Raw genomic sequence first — 20,639 nt, 5'->3', positions numbered from 1 at the left:
GCAGGATTCCTCCACTCCACCGTCATTGACCGCGCACGCAGGCGTCAGATGAGCAAATGCGCGCGGCAGGAACGGTCTGTCAGGAGCCAGACTTCGGTCCACGGCGAAATACTGATCGCCGGCAGATAGAAGATGTTCTGGCTGTTGCTTCCTGGTATGTAAGCGCTTTGAGCAATCGCGAACCGACTGTTGGAGATGCTGTAGTAGAAGGGCGCGGCCCCCGAATAACGATGCACCGTGAATGACACCAAATACTCGCTCTGCGCCGAGGTGAGGGCTGTCAGTTCCATGACTTGCACCCCTGCGATATGAAACGACGGCCCCTTGAACAAAGGGGTCCACGTGCCCCCCTGGACGTTGACCCATGCGATCCCTGTGGCCATTCGCCTCTCCCGTCACGGCCATGCGGGGCGCACTCAAGCCCCTTGTCTTGCCCTCGCGTAGTCCAACGCCGCCGGGCCAGCCTCCCAACGGCATCGGACAAGCGCCAGGTGCACCATGCTGAGGAGTTCGCCTTCGTGTGCGATTGGGAACCACTCGTCGGGCATGACCCGAGCGATGGACTCCGCGTCCAGCACATGCCCGCCGAGGGTCAGCCGGTCGCCCCGGAGAACGGCCGTCAGCTCGTCCGTCGAACGCACCGGGTAGGCCAACCCGGCCTGCCGGGCCAGTTGGGCCAGCCTCGTCACCACACGCAGCTCGGGAACGACGCACAGGACGGCGTCCAGCAAATCCAGGTCCTCCGGCGCCAGGTCCAGCTCAATCGCACCGGCCCGCCAGCCTGCTATGGTCCTACCTTCCAGGTCCCTCATCGGTCCTGCTCCACCATTCGCGTAGCAATGCTGTCGGGACATGCGGAGAGTGCCGCACAGAATGTGTGATCGATGACGCTGCGAAACAAGACTACTTCGCCGACCAGAATTTCTCCGTCTTCGGCGATAACCCATGAGACTCCGTCCCGCCCCTCATGTCAACACCGGGCATTTTCGGCTCTCGAACGGAACAGCCCCGATAACGCGCTCAACGGGAGGTGGTGCGGTGTGCACGCTGTCGACGACACAGCCAAGAGTTCGACGGTTCCGGGACAGGACTCCATCGCCTGGCTGTCGCAGCAGTCGGGTGGAGCCTGAGGGCAGCCGAATCCGGGGGATGCCGGGGAGGGTGGGAAGCAGCCCTAACAACGGGGAGACGGGCCAGAACTGCCAGATGGTGCGGGCTCCTCTAGCGGGACGAGAAGGTGTACGCGAGAAACCAGTGCTAAAGCTCCGCAAGCGGAGTGCCGGCTCCAGTGTGGACGACATATTGACCTGAGCGTGAGATCTGCGAATCATGAGCCATAGGTGCCGTCAACCGACTGGACGGCATTCGTCGAGGAGCGGCACATGGCCCCCTGCGGATGGTGCGTTCACGCGAGCGACTGGCTCTACCAGAACGTCTGGGTGTGGATGTGGACGTACATCACCCAATGGTGGACGGAATGCACTGTCCAGCGCTGCCGATGGTGGTGCCTGTGCTGTAACAAATGGCTGTGCTGGATAGCCCTGATCATTCTGACAGTACTGTGGGCGATCGTCTACGCCGTCATCCAGGTCATCACGTTCATCCTCTGCTTTGCATGTCACCTCCTCTGCGCTCTGGTCTGTCTTCTACCCGGCATCCTTACCCACAGCGATCAATGCACGAATGGCTGCACCGGCGGCCCGATCGGCAGCGGCGGGACACCGCCCCGCACCTCCGGCGGTCCGGGACCGATCACCACGAGCGGACGGCGAGTCGCCGACGACGACGCGACCGGCAAGGCGAAAGCACAGGACATGGCCGACAGGCGCGGGCCTGGAGGTCCCGTGGTCATCACTTCCTCCGCTGCCCTGATCATATTCTCCCAGTGGTGGCGGATAGATTTCCTCGGCCGTCCCGCGCTTGTGGAGATCGCTGGCCTGGATCGCTCGGCAAGCGATGTCGCGCAGGCCGCGATGGATCGCAGGAATGCCGCCTGCGGATGTCTGGAGGGGAAAATCGGGGTGGCGGTCGCGCTTGCCGGTTACGTCATAGCGCGGTACTCGTCCGGCTATTCCGCTGGATGGACCGTCGCGATCACGACGGCAGCCCTGTGCGTGGTCTTCGGGGCGGTTCTCGGTAAGACGGTGGGGCTCATCATCGCCCAGGTGCGGCTGCGGAGATCCATATCCCGGATTTCCGAGATATGGATCTCGCCCTCGCCGGAAGAACCGTGACAGGATCCTGGCCCGCTGGTCCTGGAGCGTGATCGCTGAACAACCGCGGTGCGCGGCTTGCGCGAACTGCGGACGCGAGGTCGGCGGCGAGAGCCGGCGAGCCGCCCCCCGACCTTGCCCAAGACCGTCGGCTCACCTCGTGAACCGCTTCTACCTGCTGCGGCGCAAGATCCCGCACAGCATTCCCGAGCCTCGTGACCAGCGGGACAATCGCCGAAGGCTCGGGTCGGCCGATGGACGCCCGACCGGGTTCGACAAAGAGCGCCGCAAGAGGCGCAACGTTGTCGAGCGGGCGATCAATCGGCTGAAGAGCTTCCGGGCGGTGGCCACCCGCTATGAAAGGGGGTGCGAGTGGGCGCGGCGGGCGCGCGGTGCCGGGTCCTTGCCGTTATCCGGGGCCGGCCGCCCCGGATAGTGCCGCCACCCGGTCCTGGTCTGGACGAGCACTGACACTGGCTCGGCGTGAATGATCGCGGGCTGGAGCTCGAGGTGATCGCCGTTCTGACCGAGAAGTACCTGCTGGTGATCCACGCGATGCCGACCGCGTTCAGGAGGAACGAGCGATGACCGAGTACACCGGTCCCTGGCCCCCGGAGGACGTCGAGCTCGCCGTGGGCGACGAGTCGGACGTCGACCTGGACACGAAGGAGCTCTACGACAGGCGGGGGAATCGAATCGACGAGGCCTACGTCGAGGCCGCGGTCGAGCATGTGCGCCGGGCGGTCGGCCGCCCCTCTCTCACGGCACCGGGCAGGCGCTCACCGCAGGTGACGTTCCGCCTGAGTCCGGAGGAGAAGGCGGCCGCCAGGGCACTCGCGGAACGGGAGGGCAAGACCGTGTCGCAACTGGCCAGGGAGGCGTTCGCCCAGTACCTCCGCGACCACGCGGCCTGACCCGGCGTTCGGAAGGCGCGGACGCGGTCCGCTCAGGCCGGAGTGCCGGTGGCGAACGGCGCGCGGGCGGGCGCGACGGGCGCGGCGGGCGCGGCGGGCGCGCGGTGCCGGGCGAGGGCCTCGTCGAAGCGGGTCCAGACGAGGGCGGCCAGGTCGTCGTCCACGCCGAGGGGCGGGCTGACCAGGTCAGCGCCGCTGTTCAGCAGCCGGTCGTGGAAGAACCCGGGCGCGAGCAGGTAGGAGGCGACGGCGACGCGCGGGGCGAGGCCCGCCCTGGTGCGTTCCAGCGCCTCGGCGAGCGTGGGCGTCCCGGCCGAGGCGAACGCGGCCGTGACGGGACGCGAGAGCCGTACGGAAAGGAGCCGGGCCGCGGCGCGGACGTCGTCCAGAGCGGCGGGGTCGGACGAGCCGGCCGCGCCCAGGATGACGGCGTCGCAGGGCCGCAGGCCGGCCACGGCCAGGCGGCGTGCCAGCACCGAGGTCAGCAGCCGGTGCGGCCCGAGCTGCCCGGCGACGACCGCGTCGGGCCGGGTGCGGGCGACGACGGCGGGCAGGTCGATGTGCGCGTGGTATCCCCCGGCGAGCAGCATGGGGACCACCACGACGGGCCCGGCCACCCCCGACAGCACGTCGGACAGCAGCGGCGAGCTGATCTCCAGGAAGCCCAGCTCGACCGCCGAGCCCGGCCTGGCGCGGCGCACGCGGGCCGCCAGGGAGTCCATGACCGACTCCCAGTGGCCGCTGCGTGCCCCGTGCGCGGCCATCACCAGGGTCGGGGTCATCGTTCGTCCCGGCCGCAGGCGAGGCGGTAGCCGCGCTTGACGACGGTCTCGACGATGCCCGAGGGACCGAGCGCCCGGCGCAGGCGGGTGATGGCCATCTCCACCGCGTGCTCGGCCGAGTCGCGCGAGGGGCCGCCGGGCAGCACGACCCGCAGGTCGGCCCGGTTGACGACGTGCCCGGGGCGCTCGGCGAGCCGCTTCAGCACGGCCATCGGAGCGGGCGGCAGCGGCTTGAGCTCGCCGTCGACCACCACGGCGTGACCGCGGATCTCCAGCTCGTGCCCGCCCGCGACGAGCCGCGTGACGCCGCTTTCCGGCAGGTGGCGGGCGAGGATCCGGGCGAGCGCGCCGAGACGGGCACGCTCGGGCTGGACGGCCCGCACGCCGCGCTGGGTGAGCGGCCCGGCCGTGACCGGGCCGACGCAGGCCGCCACCACACGGCTGCCGAACGCCGCGAGCAGCGCGTCCTCCAGCCCGTCGGCGCGGGCCGCGCCCAGCATGGCCAGCACGGCGGGCGCGCTGGTGAAGGCCACCGCGTCCACCGACCCGGTGATCGCCTGGCTGATCAGGCGGCGCAGCGGCGAGGTGTCGCGGTAGGGCAGCCACCGGTAGACCGGCACCTCGATCACCTCCGCGCCCGCCTTCCGCAGCGCCGCGACGAAGCTGTCCAGCGGTTCGCCGTGGAGCTGTACGGCGATGCGGCGGCCGTGCAGGTCCTGCGCGAGCAGATACTCCTTGACCTCCTCGCACGACTCCGTGGCCGGCGTCCAGAAGTCCACCAGGCCGGCCGCGCGGACGGCTCCGCGCGCCTTGGGGCCGCGGGCGAGCAGCCGCGCGTTGGCGAGGTGCGCGTTCAGGTCGGCGGACAGGCCCCAGCCCTCCGCCGCCGCCATCCACCCGCGGAACCCCACCCCGGTGGTGATGACCACGTCGTCGACGGGCGCCTCCAGACAGGCCCGGGTCGCGGCGAGCAGCCCGGCGTCCTCCGCGAGCGGCACGATGCGGATCGCGGGCGCCCGCACGACCCGGGCGCCACGCCGTTCGAGGAGCGCGGCCAGCTCCTCGCTGCGGCGGGTCGCCGTCACCCCGATCGTGAACCCTGCCAGCGCGTCCGGCGCGGTCTCCAGGCTCATCGGGGTCTCGTCCAGCAGCGCGGTCATACCACGCTCACCTCCACGGTTCCATGTGTGACCCGAATGGGATAGGTCGGCACGGCTACGCCCGGGTCGTCGACGCAGACGCCGGTGACCAGGGAGAACACCTGCTTGTGCATGGGCGACGCCACGGTCGGCTCACCGTTCCTGGTGCCGACGATGCCCCGGGACATGACGTACGCCCCGCTGAACGGGTCGAGGTTGCCCAGGGCGTACAGGGCGCCGTCGAAGGTGCGGAAGACCGCCACCTGCCGGTCGCCGACGAGCACCGCCGCACCCCGCTCGGGCAGCAGGTCGGTGTAGGAGCAGACCGGGGTCCAGTGGCCGGCAAGGGCCGGCATCTCGTCGAGGATGGTCATCTGCGGGTCACCTCCAGTGGAATCAGCACCGGCTTGATCTGGTCGCGCTCGGTCTCGAAGGAGATCGAGGGGTCGGGAACGCCGGGGGCGTTGACGAAGCTCACGAAGCGGCGCAGTTTGTCGGGGTCCTCGATGGTGGCGCGCCACTCGTCGACGTACGTGGACACGTGCCGTTCCATCTGCGCGTCGAGTTCGGCGCAGATGCCGAGCGAGTCCTCCATGATCACCTCACGGAGGTAGTCGAGCCCGCCGTCGAGGTTCTCCAGCCAGGCGGCGGTGCGCTGGAGCCGGTCGGCGGTGCGGATGTAGAACATCAGGAACCGGTCGATCGTCCTGACCAGGTCGTCGGTGGACAGGTCGGACGCGAGCAGGTCGGCGTGGCGGGGCTTGAAGCCGCCGTTGCCGCCCACGTAGAGGTTCCAGCCCTGCTCGGTCGCGATGATGCCGAAGTCCTTCGACCTGGCCTCCGCGCACTCCCGGGCGCAGCCGGAGACGGCCGACTTCAGCTTGTGCGGCGAGCGCAGCCCCCGGTAGCGCAGCTCCAGGGCGATGGCCAGGCCCACCGAGTCCTGCACGCCGTAGCGGCACCAGGTGGACCCGACGCAGGACTTCACCGTCCGCAGCGCCTTGCCGTACGCGTGACCGGACTCGAAGCCGGCGTCGACGAGGCGGCGCCAGATGGCCGGAAGCTGCTCGACCCGGGCCCCGAGCAGGTCGATGCGCTGCGCTCCGGTGATCTTCGTGTAGAGCCCGAACTCTCGGGCCACCTCGCCGATGACGATGAGCTTGTCCGGGGTGATCTCGCCGCCCGGGATGCGGGGGACGACCGAGTAGGTGCCGTTCTTCTGGATGTTGGCCAGGAACTGGTCGTTGGTGTCCTGCAGCGCGGCCTGCTCGCCGTCGAGGATGTGGCCGCGGCCGAGGGAGGCGAGGATCGAGGCGACCGCGGGCTTGCAGATGTCGCAGCCGCGGCCGGTGCCGTGCTCGGCGATGAGCTGGGAGAACGTCGTGATCCCCCGGACGTTGACGATGTCGAACAGCTCGGCCCTGCTGTGCGGGAAGTGCTCGCACAGCGCCTTGCCGACGTCGACGCCCGACTTCACCAGGATCTGCTTGAGCATCGGCACGCAGCTTCCGCAGGTGGTGCCGGCGCGGGTGCAGTCCTTGATGCCCTGGACGTCGGTGAGGCCCTTGTCGGCGATGGCCTCGCAGATCCTCCCCTTGGTGACGTTGTTGCAGGAGCAGACCTGCGCGTCGTCGGGCAGGTCGACCGACGCCTTGCCCGCGCCGGCGAACAGCAGGTCGCTCGGCGCGCCGGGCAGCGGCTTGCCGACGAACGGCCGCAGCGCGTTGTAGGGGGCGGCGTCGCCGACGCAGATGCCGCCGAGCAGGGTCTTGGCGTCGTCGCTGATGAACAGCCGCTTGTAGACGCCCCCGACGGGGTCCATGTAGGTGACGTCGAGCGCGCCCGACATGGCGCCGAACTGGGCCACCTCCACGCCGAGCAGCTTGAGCTTGGTGGACATGTCGGCGCCGGTGAAGGCGGCCTGCCCGTCGAGGATCCGTTCGGCGGCCACCTCCGCCTGGGTGTTGCAGGGCCCGACGAGGCCGTAGATCATGCCTCCGGCCAGGGCGCACTCGCCGATCGCGTAGATGTGCTCGTCGGAGGTGCGCATGCCCTCGTCGACCACGATGCCGCCGCGCTCGCCGACCTCCAGGCCGCAGGCGCGGGCGAGCTCGTCGCGCGGCCGGATGCCGGCCGAGAAGACCACGACCTGCGCCTCGATCGCCTCGCCGTCGGGCTTCACGAGCGACGCGACCCGGCCGTCCGGGCCCGCCTCGATCGACCTCACGCCCGCGCCCGTGTGGATGGTCAGCCCGAGCCCCTCGATGTGCCCGCGCAGCACCGAGCCGCCGCCCTCGTCCACCTGGCGGGGCATGAGCCAGCCGCTCATCTCGATGACGTGGGTGTCGAGGCCGAGCCCGCGCAGGGCGTCGGCCGCCTCCAGGCCGAGCAGGCCGCCGCCGATGACGACGCCCGCGCGGGCGTCGCGCGACGCGTCCCTGATGGCGTCCAGGTCGTCGATCGTCCGGTAGACGAAGCAGCCCGGCAGGTCCCGGCCCGGCACCGGCGGCACGAACGGCGCCGACCCGGTGGCCAGCACCAGCACGTCGTACGGCTCGCTGTCGCCGGCGTCGGTGGTGACGGTGCGGTTCGCACGGTCGATCGCGGTGACGCGGACGCCGGTCCTGACCGTGACGCCGTCCGGCACCGGATAGGTGAGGTCTTCGACGCTCTTGCCGCTGAGGTAGGAGGTGAGCGCCACCCTGTCGTAGGCCGGGCGGGGCTCCTCCCCGAAAACGGTCACCGTGCCGTCGAAGCCCCGGCCGGCGAGCGTCTCGATCAGGCGGTGTGCCGTCGGGCCGTGACCGACAACGACGAGTCTCATGCCCTTACGGTCCTTCATGCGCTCACACCTTCCTGCTCACACAGCCAGCCGACGATGCCCTCGACCGCGTCGCGGCAACTGCCGCAGCCGGTGGTGGCCCTCGTCGCGGCGGCCACGGCCTCCACGTTCCGCGCGCCGGACTCCCAGCACGCTCTGATCTGGCCCTTCGTCACGTTGTTGCACTGGCAGACCCGCGCGGAGTCGGGCATCCGGGTGGGGCTGTCGGCCACCGCCGCGCCGCCCATGCCCGCGAGGTCGGGGAACAGCAGCCCGGTGCGGTCGCCGGGCAGAGGGCCTCCCCGGTCGAAGAGCTGGGTCAGGGTGCCCACCGCGGAGGTCTCGCCCAGCAGGATCGCGCCGACCAGCCGGCCGTCGCGGATGACGAGCTTGCGGTAGGTGCCCTTGTGCCGGTGGGAGAAGCGGACGATCTCCGCCTCGTCCTCCGTCAGCTGGGTCTCCCCCATCGCCGCGAGCTCCACGCTCCTGGCCTTGAGCCGGGTGACCAGCCGCGAGCCCCGGTAGCGTGCGCCCTTGTCGGCGCCGGTCACGAGGTCGGCCACGACCGACGCCTGCTCCCACCCGGGGGCGACCAGCCCGTAGACGAGGCCCGCGTGCTGGGCGCACTCCCCGATCGCGAAGATCGACGGGTCGTCGGTGCGCAGCTCGTCGTCCACGACGACGCCGCGCTCGACCTCAAGCCCCGCGTCGCGGGCGAGCCCGACGACCGGGCGCACCCCGCAGGCCAGCACGACCAGGTCGGCGTCGATCAGCTCGCCGCCGGCCAGTCCGACGTGCCGCTCGCGGATCGCGCTCACGGTGACGCCCGTGCGGATGGCGACGCCGAGCGCGCCGAGCGTCTCGCGCAGGATCAGCCCGGCCTCCTCGTCGAGCTGGCGCTCCATCAGGTGACCGGCGAGGTGCAGCAGCGTCACCGGGACGCCCCGCCCCGCCAGGCCCCGCGCGGCCTCGATGCCGAGCAGCCCGCCGCCGACCACGACCGCGCTGCGGGCGCTCTCGGCGGCCTCCCTGATCCGCTCGCAGTCGTCCAGCGTGCGGAATGCCGTCGCCCGCTCCACGCCGGGGATCGGCGGCACGATCGGCTCGCTGCCGGTGGCGAGCACGAGCACGTCGTACGGCTCGCGCGTCCCGTCGGCGGCGATCACCGTCTGACAGTCCCGGTCGATGGCGGTGACCGGGACGCCGAGGCGGGCGGTCACGCCGTGGTCGGCGTACCAGCGGGAGTCGAGCAGCCGGACCTGGTCCGGGCTCGACGTGCCGGCCACCACGTTCGACAGCAGCACCCGGTTGTACGGCTGCCACGCCTCGGCGCCGAACACCGTGATCTTCACGTTCTTGTCCCGGGCGCGGACCTCGCTCACCAGGCGCGAGCCCGCCATCCCGTTCCCCACCACGACGAGCCTCACGCGACACGCTCCCCGTCTTCGGCGCACCGCTCGATGGCGGCGGCGCAGACCTTGAACTCCGGCATGCGCGACATCGGGTCGAGCGCCGGGTTGGTGAGCAGGTTGACGCCCTCCCAGTGGAACGGCATGAACAACGTGTCCGGCCGGATCGAGGTGTTCACCCGGGCCACGCCCTCGGCGGCGCCTCGGCGGCTGCGCACCCGGACGCGGTCGCCGGGGGCGACTCCCAGCCGCTCGGCGAGGTCCGGGTGCAGCTCCACGAACACCTCGGGCGACGCCTGCGTCAGCGGGCGGATGCGGCGTGTCTGCGCCCCCGACTGATAGTGGGCGAGCACCCGGCCCGACGTGAGGTAGAGCGGGAACTCCTCGTCCACGTCCTCGGCGGGCGGGCGGTGCTCCACCGGCACCAGGCGGGCCCGGCCGTCGGGGGTCGCGAAGCGGTCGAGGAAGGGCCGCGGGGTTCCGGGGTGCGGGCCGGCGCTGTCGTCCCCCGTGCCGGGGCAGGGCCAGAACACGCCGGTCTCGGCCGCGATGCGCTCGTAGGTGATGCCGGAGTAGTCGGCGACGCCTCCGGCGGAGGCCCGGCGCAGCTCGTCGAAGACCGTGCGCGGGTCGGCGGGGAACTTCTCGCCGCAGCCGAGCCGCTCGGCGAGGCCCCGCAGGATCTCCAGGTCGCTGCGGGCGCCCGGAGGGGGCGCGGCGGCCTGGCGGCGCAGCAGCACCCGGCCCTCCAGGTTGGTCATCGTGCCCGCCTCCTCGGCCCACTGGGTCGTGGGCAGCACGACGTGGGCCATGGCCGCCGTCTCCGACAGCACGAAGTCGGAGACCACGAGCAGGTCGAGCGCGCCCAGCCGCCCGGCGACGTGCCCGGCGCGCGGCGCGGAGACGACGGGGTTGGAGCCGAACAGCAGCAGCGCCTTCGGGCCCTCCGGTGTGCCGAGCGCGTCGAACAGCTCGTACGCCGACCGGCCGGGACCGGGCAGGTCGTCGGGGTCGATCCCCCACACGGCGGCGACGTGCGCCCGCGCCGCCGGGTCGTCGATCTTGCGGTAGCCGGGGAGCTGGTCGGCCTTCTGGCCGTGCTCCCTGCCGCCCTGGCCGTTGCCCTGGCCGGTCACGCAGCCGTAGCCGGAGCCCTCACGGCCGGGCAGCCCGAGTGTGAGCGCCAGGTTGACGAACGCGGTGACGGTGTCGGTGCCCTTGGCGTGCTGCTCGGCGCCCCGGCCGGTCAGCACCATCGCGCGCTCGGCCTCGCCGAGGATCCGTACGGCCTCGCGCATCCGCGCGACCGGGACGCCGGTGACGCGCTCCACCCGCTCGGGCCACCAGGCCGACACGGAGGTGCGCACCTCCTCGAAGCCGGTCGTGCGGGCGGCCAGGTAGTCCAGGTCGGCGTACCCGTCGGCGATCGCGATGTGCAGCAGGCCGAGCGCGAGCGCGAGGTCGGTGCCGGGGGTGACCTGCAGGTGCAGGTCGGCCATCTTGGCGGTCTGGGTGACGCGCGGGTCGACGACGACGAGCCTGCCGCCGCCGGACCGCATGGCGCTCAGGTGGCGTACGAAGGGAGGCATGGTCTCGGCGACGTTGCCCCCGGCGAACAGCACGGCGCCGGCGCGGGCGATGTCGGTGATCGGGAACGGCAGTCCCCGGTCCATGCCGAAGGCCCGGTTGACCGCGCTGGCCGCCGACGACATGCAGAACCTGCCGTTGTAGTCGATCTGGCTGGTCCGCAGCGCGACCCTGGCGAACTTGCCGAGCTGGTAGGCCTTCTCGTTGGTCAGCCCGCCACCGCCGAACACCGCCACGGCGTCCGGCCCGTGCGCGGCCCTGATGGCCTCGATCCGCTCGGCGACGTAGTCGAGCGCCTCGTCCCAGCTCACCGGGCTGCCGTGCAGCAGCGGGGTGGTGAGCCGTTCGGGCGAGGTCAGCAGCTCCGCCGCCGTCCAGCCCTTCTGGCACAGGCCGCCGGCGTTGGCCGGGATGTCCTCTCGCGGGGTGATCTCTCCTTTCGCGACGTACATGCCGCACTGGAGGGCGCAGTAGGGGCAGTGGGTGGCCGAGCCCACGGTCGTGCCCGCGGTGGCCTGTGACATCACAGGTCCGGGAGCGTGCAGTGAGATCGGCATGGATCCGATGGTGCTGACAGGCGGTTTCACCGCTGGGTCCCTTCTGTTACCGCTGTGCTACAAGGCGCCAACCGCGCTAACTCCGGCGAGCGCGGCGTGTGAGAGACCCCGTCGTCTCGAAAGCTCACTTGTGCTGTCGCCGCTTGTGAGGCGTCGGTCCGGAAAAGGCGGGCGCCGTGACCGGCGCCCGCGAGTGGGTGCGTGTGGCCGGGCTCAGACCCGGGCCGCCGCGAGGCTCGGCGCCGTCTTCGCGCCGAGAGTGCGCATGTAGCAGAACCAGGTCAGCGCGAAGCAGAGGACGTAGAAGGCGGCGAAGGCCGCCAGCGCCGCCCCCGCGCCGCCGGTCGCGGAGATGGAGCTGCCGAACCCGCGGTTGATGAAGAACCCGCCGAACGCGCCGATCGCGGAGATGAACCCGATGGCCGCCGAGGCGTCGCGCTTGCCGGTCGCCAGCGCCTCCTCGTACGCGGGGGTGCCGGGCTCGACGCCTGCCACCGCCTTCGCCCGGAAGATCGCCGGGATCATCCGGTAGGTGGAGCCGTTGCCGACGCCCGCGGTGCCGATCAGCAGCATGAAGGCCGCGAAGAACAGCGGGAAGCTGTGCGCGGACATGGCCTGCCAGACGAGCAGGACCGAGACGGCCATCGCGGCGAAGTTCCAGAACGTCACCGAGGCGCCGCCGAGGCGGTCCGACAGCCAGCCGCCGACCGGCCGGATGAGCGACCCGACCAGCGGGCCGAGGAACGCCAGCGAGGTCAGCGCGGTGTGCTCGGGGAACTGCGACTTGATGAGCAGCGGGAACGCGGTCGAGTAGCCGATGAACGAGCCGAACGTGCCGATGTAGAGGACCGACATGATCCAGGTCTGCGCCCGGCCGGCCGCCTTGGCCATCTCCCTCGGCTCGGCCTTGGCCGAGGTGAGGTTGTCCATGCAGAAGTACGCGCCGACCGCGGCGGCCAGGACGAAGGGCACCCAGAACAACCCGGCCGCGGCCAGCCCGAACCCGGCGATGACCAGCGGCATCAGCAGCTGCACGGAGCTGACGCCGATGTTGCCGCCGGCGGCGTTCAGGCCGAGGGCGGCGCCCTGCCGGCTCTGCGGGTAGAAGTAGGTGATGTTGGCCATGCTGGAGGCGAAGTTGCCGCCGCCGAGCCCGGCCGTCGCCGCGATCACCAGGAAGGCCCAGTAGGGCGTGCCCGGGTCGTTCACCGCCACCGCGAGCAGCACGGCGGGCACCAGCAGCAGCAGCGCGCTGACCACCGTCCAGTTGCGGCCGCCGAACCGCGCGGGCGCGAAGGTGTAGGGGATGCGCAGCGTGGAGCCGACCAGGTTGGGCAGCGAGACGATCCAGAAGAGCTGGTCGGTGGAGAACTTGTAGGCGCCGAGCTTGACCGCGACGATGCTCCAGACGGTCCACAGCGTGAAGCCCAGGTGCTCGGCCAGGATCGAGAACACCAGATTCCGCCGGGCCACCTTCTTGCCGGTGCTCTCCCAGAACACCGGATCGTCCGGTCGCCAGTCACCGATCCAGCGGCCCTTCCGATGTTCTTCCGGGGCCGTGCGCGCCGCCTGCGTCGCCGTCATCGCTCCTCCTGCGTCCTTGTCGCCTGGGGCCGGTAACCGAAACTAGGAAGAGCGCGTTACGCACTTTGACCATGGGTGACCGTGCGGCCGTTACATGTGCCGCACCCGCGAAACATGCAATCCACACGCATAACGGACGCAACATCGGGTTAACATGGGCCCCCCTCTCGGTGGGCCCGCGTTTCGTCCGCGTGACCTCCGCCCCACTCGCCGCCATCGCGCATGGTCAGCACACCCGTGACCGGTACGCGGAGTATTTCGGAAATTCCCGCGATCACGGTCATGCCATTCTGTGACCGGACTACGACGTTTTCCGCCGCGGCATGGCACGGACATTTCGGTTGACATGTGACCGGTTTTCGCTCGCAGGAATATCCGCGGCGGGGAAAGGGGATATCGATGCCGCCTCCCGCCGTACGAGGGCCCCCCGAGGGCCCCGCGCACTCGGGGAGGACGGATGTCTGCGGTCTCGCGCCGCGCGTTTCTTTCGACGGGGCTCCTTTGGTCGGCGTGCCTGCCGGCGGCGATGCTGACCGCGCAGAGCGGGCTCGTCGCGGCGGCAACGCCGGTCTGGGCCGGGGGCGGCCCGCGTCCGCCGCGCGTCTACACCCGGTCGGACTGGAAGGCCGATCCGCCCAGGAGCAAGGCCGAGGTGCTCGACCGCGCGCCCGACCGTCTCGTCGTCCACCACACGGCGACGGCGAACACGGACGCGACCGACCTCGACGCGGCCTTCCGGCTGTCCCGGACCATCCAGCGCTACCACATGAAGCACAACGGCTGGGAGGACATCGGCGAGCAGTTCACCGTCAGCCGGGGCGGATACATCATGGAGGGCCGCAACCGCTCGCTGCCTGCCGTCGAGGCCGGCAAGCACGTGATGGGCGCGCAGGCGGCCGACCACAACGACCACACACTGGGCATCGAGACCGAGGGGACCTACACCTCCACCCTGCCCCCGGCCCGCCAGCTGTCCGCGCTCACCGCGCTGCTGGCCTGGCTGTGCGACGTCTACGAGCTCGACCCGCACAAGGCCATCATCGGCCACCGCGACCTCAACCGGACCGCCTGCCCGGGCGACCGCCTCTACGCGTACCTGCCCCGGCTGCGGGACGACGTCGCGCGCCGCCTGGGCGAGCGCGGGGGGCGGGACGGGCCCCCGCCTCCGCGGCTCGCGCTGCCCGGCGATCAGGCGCAGGATGCCGTGCTCGTCGGCGACCTGCCGCTGGAGCACGGTCCCGCCCTGGGCCCGCACGACCTGGCCTACTGACCCGACCTGGCCTACTGACCCGACCTGGCCTGCTGACCAAGGCCCCACGGAAACGGCACGGGCGGCTCCCCTCCGGAGGGGAGCCGCCCGTGGCGTACGGCCGGGTCAGAGGCGCTCGACGTTCGGCCCCCGGCAGCGGTTGCGCGTGTCGAACACGAAGGCGCTCTCGCGCTGGACGAGTTCGTAGTCGAAACAGTCGTGGTCGGTGAGGACCACGACCGCGTCCGCCGCCGCGATCTCCCGCGGCGACGCCTCGGCGATCGCCACCCCCTCGGGCACGAGGGCGAGGTCGACGTGCGGATCGGCCGCGCGCACGTCCGCGCCCAGCTTGCGCAGGTGCCTGGCCACCTCGATCGCCGGGGACTCGCGGCAGTCGCCCGTGTTCTTCTTGTACGACAGGCCGAGCAGGAGCACCCGGCTGCCGTTCAGGGCCTTACGCCGGTCGTTCAGCGCCAGCACCAGCCGGTCGGCGACGTGCGCGGGCATGTGGTCGTTGACGTCGTTGGCCAACTCCACGAACCGGAAGTTGTGCCCCAGGCTGCGCTTGACCTTCCAGGACAGGTATGACGGGTCGATCGGCAGGCAGTGCCCGCCCACGCCCGGCCCGGGGGTGAAGCTCATGTAGCCGAACGGCTTGGTCGAGGCGGCGTCGATGGCCTCCCATACGTCGATCCCGAGCTGCCTGGCGAAGATGGAAAGCTCGTTGACCAGGGCGATGTTCACGTGCCTGAAGGTGTTCTCCAGAAGCTTGCACAGCTCGGCCACCTGTGGCGAGGACACGGGGACGACCCGCTCGACGACGGCCTCGTAGAAGGCGCGGACCCTTGCGAGGGCGGCGTCGTCGAGACCGGAGACGACCTTCGGCGTGTTCTCCAGCCGCCACTGCGTGTTGCCGGGATCGATCCGCTCGGGGCTGTAGCCGAGGTGGAAGTCGCCGGGGGCGCGCAGGCCCGATCCCTCCTCCAGAATCGGGCGCAGGTACTCCTCCGTCGTCCCCGGATAGGTGGTCGACTCCAGCACCACGGTCGCGCCCGGCCGCAGATAAGGGGCGAGCGACCGGCCGGCCGCCGCGATGTGGCTCAAATCGGGCACGCCGTCGGTCAACGGCGTCGGCACAGTGATCACGCACACGTCGAAGCCCTCGGCATCCGCGTAGTCCGCGCTGGCCCGGTAACGACCCGTCGCATGCGCCGCCGCGAGCGCGTCGTCGCCGATGTCCTCGACGTACGACTGGGCGGCGTTGAGACGCTTGACCCGCCACTCGTCCACCTCGACGCCCACCACGTCGAATCCGGCGTGTACCGCCCGCATGGCCAGTGGCAGGCCCACGTAACCCTGCCCGACCACAACCAGTTTCTCCATCAAGGACCCCCGTCCCTTGTCTTTCACGATGTGCCGTCCTCAGCCGTGACGTCCACGAGCACCTGGATGCGGCGGTGAGGTCGAGGTTGCTCCGCTCGGCCCCACCGCGAATGTCATCGACCTCGCCCGGCACACCACATTGGTCGTCGCGGACTCGCCCGCGCCGCGTACCGGCGACTGCACGGTCGTCAGAGTGCCGGCACCCTGGTCGCGACCGCGCACAGGTGCGGCAACTTACCGCGTGACCGGCGGTGGACAGCGGTGATCGGGCTGAAGGGCGTGCGAACCGCGACTCGTGCGAGATAGCGCAGGTTCACGTCTCCTATGCCCGGCCAGGCCGGCACCTGATACGAGTTGAAATCCAGTGCGGTCACCCAGCGGACGACAAATCCATGACGTTCGATCGTCGTCGCGAGAGTGTTCTTGTCGAACGATCGGACGTGCTGCCGCTGGTGGTAGACAGAATCACAGAACGGGCAGTAGACGTTCTTGTGATCGAGAGTCAGGTCTTCCTCGTTGGGGGTGGTCAAGAATATTGACCCACCTACTTTCACGGCGTCCCGCAGATTGGCGAAGAAATCTTCTTCCTCGTGCTCGGGAATATGCTCGACCGTCTCCAGGCAGGTGACGAGGTCGAATTTGCGATTGAAGTAAGCAGAGCGGGAGTCTCCGGCGAGGCTCGCCCCATGCCAGCCTCTCCTGCCCGAGAGCAGCCTGTTCGCCGCCTCGACCGAGGCCTCGGACCAGTCACATCCCCAGCACTGGCAGCCCGCTCGGATCAGCTGCGCGGCGAGCGCACCGGGCCCGCATCCGTAGTCGAGCACCTCTCCCTGCAGCAGGCCGTTGACCCGGAGGTAACGCGCGACTCCCCTGCCCACTCGTTCAGAGAAGGTCAGCGCCCGATTGTTCTGCCGATAACAGTGATCCCAGAATGCTTTTACCCGCTCGGATGTCCAGTCGTCGGAGGTGATTCTTACCGGCATTCAGGCCCCCCAATTTCTTCACCAAGTGCTCCGGTCGGAGTCTTTCCCCGTCTCCCCGCGACGGACTTGATGGCACACGAACCTAGTGCGGCGTCCCGTGAATTGCACGCAGGCGCGCAGTTCACGCGATCAAGGCGGGTGCCGGAATGAGAGCGGCAGCCGCGGGCGCTCCGTTCAGGCTGCTTCGTGTACCACCACGTCGATCCCGGGGCGCATCGAACGACTGCCCGCCCGTCTCAGCGCCCGTCTCACCGCCCGTCTCACCGCGCGACCCACCGCGCGACCCACCGGCCCGGCGGCCTCACCGGCGTGCACCGGCTTCCACCGCGCGTACGCCGCCGCCGTCCCCGTCGGCACGTGCGACACTCCGGCGCCCGGACGGCAGGCCGGCCCGGCGGCCGACCTCCTCGTACCAGCCGACGATTCGGGCGGCCACGTCCGGCCAACCGAGGTGCGCGGTCGCCCGCCGCCCGCGCTCGGCCATCCCGGCCCGTACGGCGTCATCGTCCAGGATCACCCGCAGGTGGGCGGTCAGGTCGTCCACCGAACCGCTGCGGAAGACACGATAGGCGCCATGGTCCGTGACCACCGGGTCGAGTGTGGCCTCGGAAGACAGGAGCGCGGGAGTGCCGAGCGCGAGGGCCTCGAGAGCGGCCGTGGGCACACCCTCTCCGATGGCGGGCAGCCTGCGCGAGGCCAGAACGAAGACCTGTGCCCTGCTCACCAGCGAGGCGACCTCGTCACGGGGCAGGTGGCCCGCGAGCTCCACTCCCGGCCCGGCCTGGGCGAGCCTTTCGAGCCGGTCCCGTTCCGGCCCTTCGCCGGCGATGACCAGGCGCAGCCCCGGCCGGATGGCGCTGAGCCGCCGGAACGCCGCGATCGTCAGGGCGTGGTTCTTCACGGGCAGGAGAGAGCCCACGCTGACTATCAGGCCGGGTTCCACCGCGGTCCGGGAGCGAATCGCGTCCAGCAGCGGAAGGTCCAGGCCGCTCGACAGCGTACGGATCGCCCGCGCCGGGACTCCGGCCCGACGCAGGTCGGCGGCCGGGCGCGTGCCCAGGGCGACGAACCCGCCGACGCGGCGGAAGGCCCATCGCATGACCATCCTGTGGCGCGTCGTCAGAGCACCGTGCGCGGTGAGCACCAGGGGGATGCCCAGCCGTGCGGCGGCCGGGCCGACCGCGAGCGCCTCCCGATGGTCGCCGTGCAGGTTGACGACGTCGACCCGGCCGAGACGCGGCAGCGCGCGGGCGCACTCCAGGGCGAAGGCAAGGGGGTCGGACCTGCGCGCGACCACGCGAGCCGTCAGGGTCCGCGGCAGGGGCACCTCCAGCGCGCCCGCGGGGACGTCGCCAAGCCGCCTGGCGACCAGCACCTCGTGTCCGAGGGCGAGCTCCTCCCTGACGAGGCACTCGATGTGGCGTTCCTTGCCTCCCGGCTCGGGAGGCAGCCGATATCCGATGTGCAGAATACGCACGTGGACCTCTTCTCGATCGGTTCATGCGAAGTGCCTCCGCCCCGCCGTTCAGGAGCGGGAGGTGGCCGCCGACGCGTTCCCACACCGCCTGCCACGCAGGGCCGAGACCACCCGGCGCGCGTCCCCGAACCGGGGTAGCAGGTCCGCGGCGCCGAGGCCGGCCGCCCGGGCGAACCAGCCGACCTCGACCGCCACCATCGCGCCGTAGCTCAGGGTGGAGGCGAACGCGGCCCCGCGAGCCCCCCACAGCGGGATCAGCACGGCGTTCAGGGCGAGGTTCGACGCGAGGGCGCCAGCGGCGATGGCGGTCATCCTCATCGGACGCCCCAGCCGCACCAGGTACTGCTCCAGGGGCCGCAGCAGCGACCAGGCGACAGCGCCGGGCGCGAGGGCGAGCAGCGGTGTGACGCTCGCCGCGAAGGCCGGGCCGTACACGAGCGGGACCAGCAGTGGCGAGGCGCACGCCAGCGCGCCGACCGCGGCGCAGGAGAGCAGCAGGGTGAGGCGGATCGTCCGTGCCGTCACGTGCCGCGCGTCCGCCTCGTCCCTGACCGCCTGGCGCGACAGCGTGATCTGGGCCAGCGCGTCGGTGGGCACCCGGGACAGCGACAGCAACGAGGTGGCGACCGTGTACAGGCCGACCTCCGCCGGAGTCACGAGAGCGCCCAGGAGCAGCACGTCGACGGTCAGCAGCAGGTGAAGCGCCATCGTCCCGAGGTGATAGCGGCCGGACAGCGCGAGTTGCCTGCGGGCGAGCGCCGCATCGCCGGGTGTGGGGAGGCCGAGTGGCCGTACGAACAACGCGAAGGGCAGGATGGTGGAGACGGTCCAGCACACGACCACGGCGGTCAGGGTGACGGTCCCGGTCACGGCCATGACCAGTATCGGGACGTACTGCACCACGGCGGCAGTCACGACGGACCTGTTGGCGAGGCCGACGCGGCCCTCCAGGAGCGCGATCCCCTTGAGGTTGACCACGGCGACCGCGAACGGCACAGCGAGCAGCGCCATGACCATGAGGGCCGGACTGGGAGCCAGGGACAGCACGGTGACCACGCCGAGCGTGGCCGCTGCGGACGTCAGGCCCAGCGCCAGGCCGAGGATCGCGGCGTTGCCCGCCATGGGCCGGCGACGCTCCAGGAGTGGCCACAGCGCTATCTGCGACCTCCCGACCGACAGGTGGCCCAGCACGGTCGCGATCCCCGCGGTCGTGGTGACGGTCGCGTAGACGCCCCGCCCCTCGGGCTGCAGGCAGCGGGCGAGGAACACGCCCGCCACCGCGGCCAAGGCCAGCGGGACCGCCTGGCTCGCCATCGTCCGCAGGAGGTTCTTCACATCCGCGTTCACGTCCGCCCCACCGGCCGTGGGAGGCGGCCTGCCCACGTCCGCGGCCCGCGTCACCTCGCGCATCGTGCCGCCAGCAGCCGTTGGTACAGGTCGAGGTGCGCGTCCGTGACGGTCTCCACGTCGAGGTTCTGCCATGCCCAGGCCCGGGCCGCCGCACCGACCGAGGCGGCGAGCACGGGATCATCGAGAAGGCGGCCGATCGCGTCGGCCAGAGCCTGCGGCGACGAGGGGGCCACGAGGACGCCACGGTCCTCGAGCAGCTCCGGCGTGCCCCCCACGGCGGTGGCGACGACCGGCCGGCCCGCCGCCATGGCCTCCATGACGGCGTTGCTCAGGCCCTCCGCCGTCGACGGGAGCACCACCACGTCGGCGCGGGCCAGCAAGCCGTCGGTGTCCTGACGGAAGCCGAGGAAGCGCACGTCCACACCCGCGGCGTCCGCCTGCGCCCGCAGTCGTTCGCGCTCGGGGCCGTCGCCGACGAGCAGGAAGGTGCAGGGCCGGTTGCGCCGGGCGAGCAGGGCGGCCGCCTCGATGAGGAACCGCTGCCCCTTGTTCTCGCTGAGACGAGCCACGCACACCACCACGGGCAGCGCTGTGTCGACGGGCTCGGGCTCGGCCAGGTGGAACGCCGAGGGCGGCAGCCCGTTGTATATCACGCTCACCTTGTGAGCCGGCACGCCCTCGACGGCACGGGTGCCGTCGGCGATGGCCGCCGAGTTGGCGACGACGTGGTCGCTCATCGCGTTCACCATGCGCTCGGCGGCGGAGGTCCACGGTTTCTTCGGTCGCAGGTAGCCCTGCGTGCGCCGGGCGGTGACGATCACCGGGACCTGTGCCAGCCGGGCGGCGGGGGTCCCCAGGAGGTAGCACTCCCACAGGAAGCCGTGCAGCACCTGCGGCCGCAGCTCTTTCAGCAGCGCGACCATCCGTGCGAACGCCACGAGGTTCCTGACCAGCAGCGCCGGACCGCGGGAGCCGCGGGAGAAGCCGAGGTGGTGGACGTCGATGCCGGTGGCGCGCAGGTCCTCCTCGTGCGGGCCGCCCCGGGAGAGGACGAGGACGTGCACCTCGATGCCTCTGTCCCGCAGCCGTTCGGCCAGCAGGCACAACTGCCGTTGCGCGCCGCCGAGACCCAGATGCCCGATGAGGAGCGCGACCCGGCGGATCTTGCCTTCATCTCTAGATGCCATCGAC

17 protein-coding genes and 1 pseudogene are annotated in these 20,639 nt (G+C 71.0%); 4 read left to right on the top strand and 14 right to left on the bottom strand.

Annotated features, from left to right (window positions below; translation table 11 throughout):
• Positions 1 to 44: 44 nt before the first annotated feature.
• Complete coding sequence (locus FLV34_RS05370) at positions 45 to 383, bottom strand: hypothetical protein (protein WP_147942507.1); 339 nt, start codon at positions 381 to 383, stop codon at positions 45 to 47.
• 33 nt (positions 384 to 416) lie between these two features.
• A complete protein-coding gene (locus FLV34_RS05365) occupies positions 417 to 812 on the bottom strand; it encodes a hypothetical protein (RefSeq protein WP_147942506.1) in 396 nt (131 codons plus the stop codon).
• Positions 813 to 1,340: 528 nt separating this feature from the next.
• On the opposite strand from FLV34_RS05365, the gene FLV34_RS40215 reads away from it, so the two are divergent.
• The 3 genes and pseudogenes from FLV34_RS40215 to FLV34_RS05355 all read left to right on the top strand — a co-directional run bounded on the left by FLV34_RS40215 (position 1,341) and on the right by FLV34_RS05355 (position 3,127).
• Positions 1,341 to 2,234, top strand: a complete 894-nt coding sequence (locus FLV34_RS40215; RefSeq protein ID WP_187280545.1) for a hypothetical protein — start codon at positions 1,341 to 1,343, stop codon at positions 2,232 to 2,234.
• Positions 2,235 to 2,376: 142 nt separating this feature from the next.
• Positions 2,377 to 2,649 (top strand): annotated as a pseudogene (locus FLV34_RS40210) (hypothetical protein); the annotation flags it as partial.
• Between the two features lie 148 nt (positions 2,650 to 2,797).
• The gene (locus FLV34_RS05355; RefSeq protein WP_147942504.1) at positions 2,798 to 3,127 is read left to right on the top strand and encodes a ribbon-helix-helix protein, CopG family; all 330 of its coding nucleotides are present in this window, start codon (positions 2,798 to 2,800) and stop codon (positions 3,125 to 3,127) included.
• A 32-nt stretch (positions 3,128 to 3,159) separates the two neighbouring features.
• On the opposite strand, the gene FLV34_RS05350 is transcribed toward FLV34_RS05355, so the two are convergent.
• The 7 genes from FLV34_RS05350 to FLV34_RS05320 form a co-directional block, all read right to left on the bottom strand.
• Positions 3,160 to 3,909, bottom strand: coding sequence for a sirohydrochlorin chelatase (locus FLV34_RS05350; RefSeq protein ID WP_147942503.1), 750 nt, complete (start codon positions 3,907 to 3,909; stop codon positions 3,160 to 3,162).
• Positions 3,906 to 5,069 (bottom strand): uroporphyrinogen-III synthase, encoded by a 1,164-nt coding sequence (locus tag FLV34_RS05345; protein ID WP_142647381.1) that lies wholly within the window; start codon positions 5,067 to 5,069, stop codon positions 3,906 to 3,908. The genes FLV34_RS05350 and FLV34_RS05345 overlap by 4 nt, the downstream gene beginning before the upstream one ends.
• Positions 5,066 to 5,422: a nitrite reductase small subunit NirD gene (nirD, locus tag FLV34_RS05340; protein WP_142647382.1), complete on the bottom strand. Its 357-nt coding sequence runs from the start codon at positions 5,420 to 5,422 to the stop codon at positions 5,066 to 5,068. Before nirD ends, FLV34_RS05345 begins: the two co-directional genes overlap by 4 nt.
• The gene (gene nirB, locus FLV34_RS05335) at positions 5,419 to 7,872 is read right to left on the bottom strand and encodes a nitrite reductase large subunit NirB (protein WP_142647383.1); all 2,454 of its coding nucleotides are present in this window, start codon (positions 7,870 to 7,872) and stop codon (positions 5,419 to 5,421) included. The genes nirD and nirB overlap by 4 nt, the downstream gene beginning before the upstream one ends.
• A gap of 14 nt (positions 7,873 to 7,886) precedes the next feature.
• Entirely contained in the window at positions 7,887 to 9,296 is a 1,410-nt protein-coding gene (locus FLV34_RS05330) for an FAD-dependent oxidoreductase (protein WP_142647384.1), read from the bottom strand.
• Entirely contained in the window at positions 9,293 to 11,389 is a 2,097-nt protein-coding gene (locus FLV34_RS05325) for a molybdopterin oxidoreductase family protein (protein ID WP_261985671.1), read from the bottom strand. The genes FLV34_RS05330 and FLV34_RS05325 overlap by 4 nt, the downstream gene beginning before the upstream one ends.
• Before the next feature lie 246 nt (positions 11,390 to 11,635).
• The gene (locus FLV34_RS05320) at positions 11,636 to 13,006 is read right to left on the bottom strand and encodes an MFS transporter (RefSeq protein WP_147942501.1); all 1,371 of its coding nucleotides are present in this window, start codon (positions 13,004 to 13,006) and stop codon (positions 11,636 to 11,638) included.
• A gap of 457 nt (positions 13,007 to 13,463) precedes the next feature.
• Here FLV34_RS05320 and FLV34_RS05315 point away from each other — a divergent pair, with 457 nt between their 5' ends.
• Positions 13,464 to 14,276: a peptidoglycan recognition family protein gene (locus FLV34_RS05315; protein ID WP_261985664.1), complete on the top strand. Its 813-nt coding sequence runs from the start codon at positions 13,464 to 13,466 to the stop codon at positions 14,274 to 14,276.
• A gap of 105 nt (positions 14,277 to 14,381) precedes the next feature.
• On the opposite strand, the gene FLV34_RS05310 is transcribed toward FLV34_RS05315, so the two are convergent.
• From FLV34_RS05310 to FLV34_RS05290, 5 genes are all read right to left on the bottom strand, one after another.
• Complete coding sequence (locus FLV34_RS05310) at positions 14,382 to 15,638, bottom strand: nucleotide sugar dehydrogenase (protein ID WP_142647387.1); 1,257 nt, start codon at positions 15,636 to 15,638, stop codon at positions 14,382 to 14,384.
• A gap of 188 nt (positions 15,639 to 15,826) precedes the next feature.
• Positions 15,827 to 16,621, bottom strand: coding sequence for a bifunctional 2-polyprenyl-6-hydroxyphenol methylase/3-demethylubiquinol 3-O-methyltransferase UbiG (locus FLV34_RS05305; RefSeq protein ID WP_147942500.1), 795 nt, complete (start codon positions 16,619 to 16,621; stop codon positions 15,827 to 15,829).
• A 301-nt stretch (positions 16,622 to 16,922) separates the two neighbouring features.
• On the bottom strand, positions 16,923 to 18,098 hold the full coding sequence (locus tag FLV34_RS05300; protein ID WP_142647389.1) for a glycosyltransferase family 4 protein: 1,176 nt from the start codon (positions 18,096 to 18,098) through the stop codon (positions 16,923 to 16,925).
• 48 nt (positions 18,099 to 18,146) lie between these two features.
• Positions 18,147 to 19,499, bottom strand: coding sequence for a lipopolysaccharide biosynthesis protein (locus FLV34_RS05295; RefSeq protein ID WP_168065876.1), 1,353 nt, complete (start codon positions 19,497 to 19,499; stop codon positions 18,147 to 18,149).
• Entirely contained in the window at positions 19,496 to 20,635 is a 1,140-nt protein-coding gene (locus FLV34_RS05290; RefSeq protein ID WP_147942499.1) for a glycosyltransferase, read from the bottom strand. The genes FLV34_RS05295 and FLV34_RS05290 overlap by 4 nt, the downstream gene beginning before the upstream one ends.
• Between the last annotated feature and the right edge of the window lie 4 nt (positions 20,636 to 20,639).

Origin of the sequence: Microbispora sp. CSR-4, assembly GCF_008033685.1 — a bacterium.
Classification (GTDB): domain Bacteria; phylum Actinomycetota; class Actinomycetes; order Streptosporangiales; family Streptosporangiaceae; genus Microbispora.
The sequence above is the reverse complement of the archived record's forward strand: the minus strand, read 5'-3'. Positions and strand labels throughout refer to the sequence as shown.

What these genes read in the sequence shown, in the direction of transcription:
- FLV34_RS05370 (WP_147942507.1), bottom strand. Translation starts at nt 383, where the DNA reads ATGGCCACAGGGATCGCATGGGTCAACGTCCAGGGGGGCACGTGGACC.
- FLV34_RS05365 (WP_147942506.1), bottom strand. Translation starts at nt 812, where the DNA reads ATGAGGGACCTGGAAGGTAGGACCATAGCAGGCTGGCGGGCCGGTGCG.
- FLV34_RS05355 (WP_147942504.1), top strand. Translation starts at nt 2,798, where the DNA reads ATGACCGAGTACACCGGTCCCTGGCCCCCGGAGGACGTCGAGCTCGCC.
- FLV34_RS05350 (WP_147942503.1), bottom strand. Translation starts at nt 3,909, where the DNA reads ATGACCCCGACCCTGGTGATGGCCGCGCACGGGGCACGCAGCGGCCAC.
- FLV34_RS05345 (WP_142647381.1), bottom strand. Translation starts at nt 5,069, where the DNA reads ATGACCGCGCTGCTGGACGAGACCCCGATGAGCCTGGAGACCGCGCCG.
- nirD (WP_142647382.1), bottom strand. Translation starts at nt 5,422, where the DNA reads ATGACCATCCTCGACGAGATGCCGGCCCTTGCCGGCCACTGGACCCCG.
- nirB (WP_142647383.1), bottom strand. Translation starts at nt 7,872, where the DNA reads ATGAGACTCGTCGTTGTCGGTCACGGCCCGACGGCACACCGCCTGATC.
- FLV34_RS05325 (WP_261985671.1), bottom strand. Translation starts at nt 11,389, where the DNA reads ATGTCACAGGCCACCGCGGGCACGACCGTGGGCTCGGCCACCCACTGC.
- FLV34_RS05320 (WP_147942501.1), bottom strand. Translation starts at nt 13,006, where the DNA reads ATGACGGCGACGCAGGCGGCGCGCACGGCCCCGGAAGAACATCGGAAG.
- FLV34_RS05315 (WP_261985664.1), top strand. Translation starts at nt 13,464, where the DNA reads ATGTCTGCGGTCTCGCGCCGCGCGTTTCTTTCGACGGGGCTCCTTTGG.
- FLV34_RS05310 (WP_142647387.1), bottom strand. Translation starts at nt 15,638, where the DNA reads ATGGAGAAACTGGTTGTGGTCGGGCAGGGTTACGTGGGCCTGCCACTG.
- FLV34_RS05305 (WP_147942500.1), bottom strand. Translation starts at nt 16,621, where the DNA reads ATGCCGGTAAGAATCACCTCCGACGACTGGACATCCGAGCGGGTAAAA.
- FLV34_RS05290 (WP_147942499.1), bottom strand. Translation starts at nt 20,635, where the DNA reads ATGGCATCTAGAGATGAAGGCAAGATCCGCCGGGTCGCGCTCCTCATC.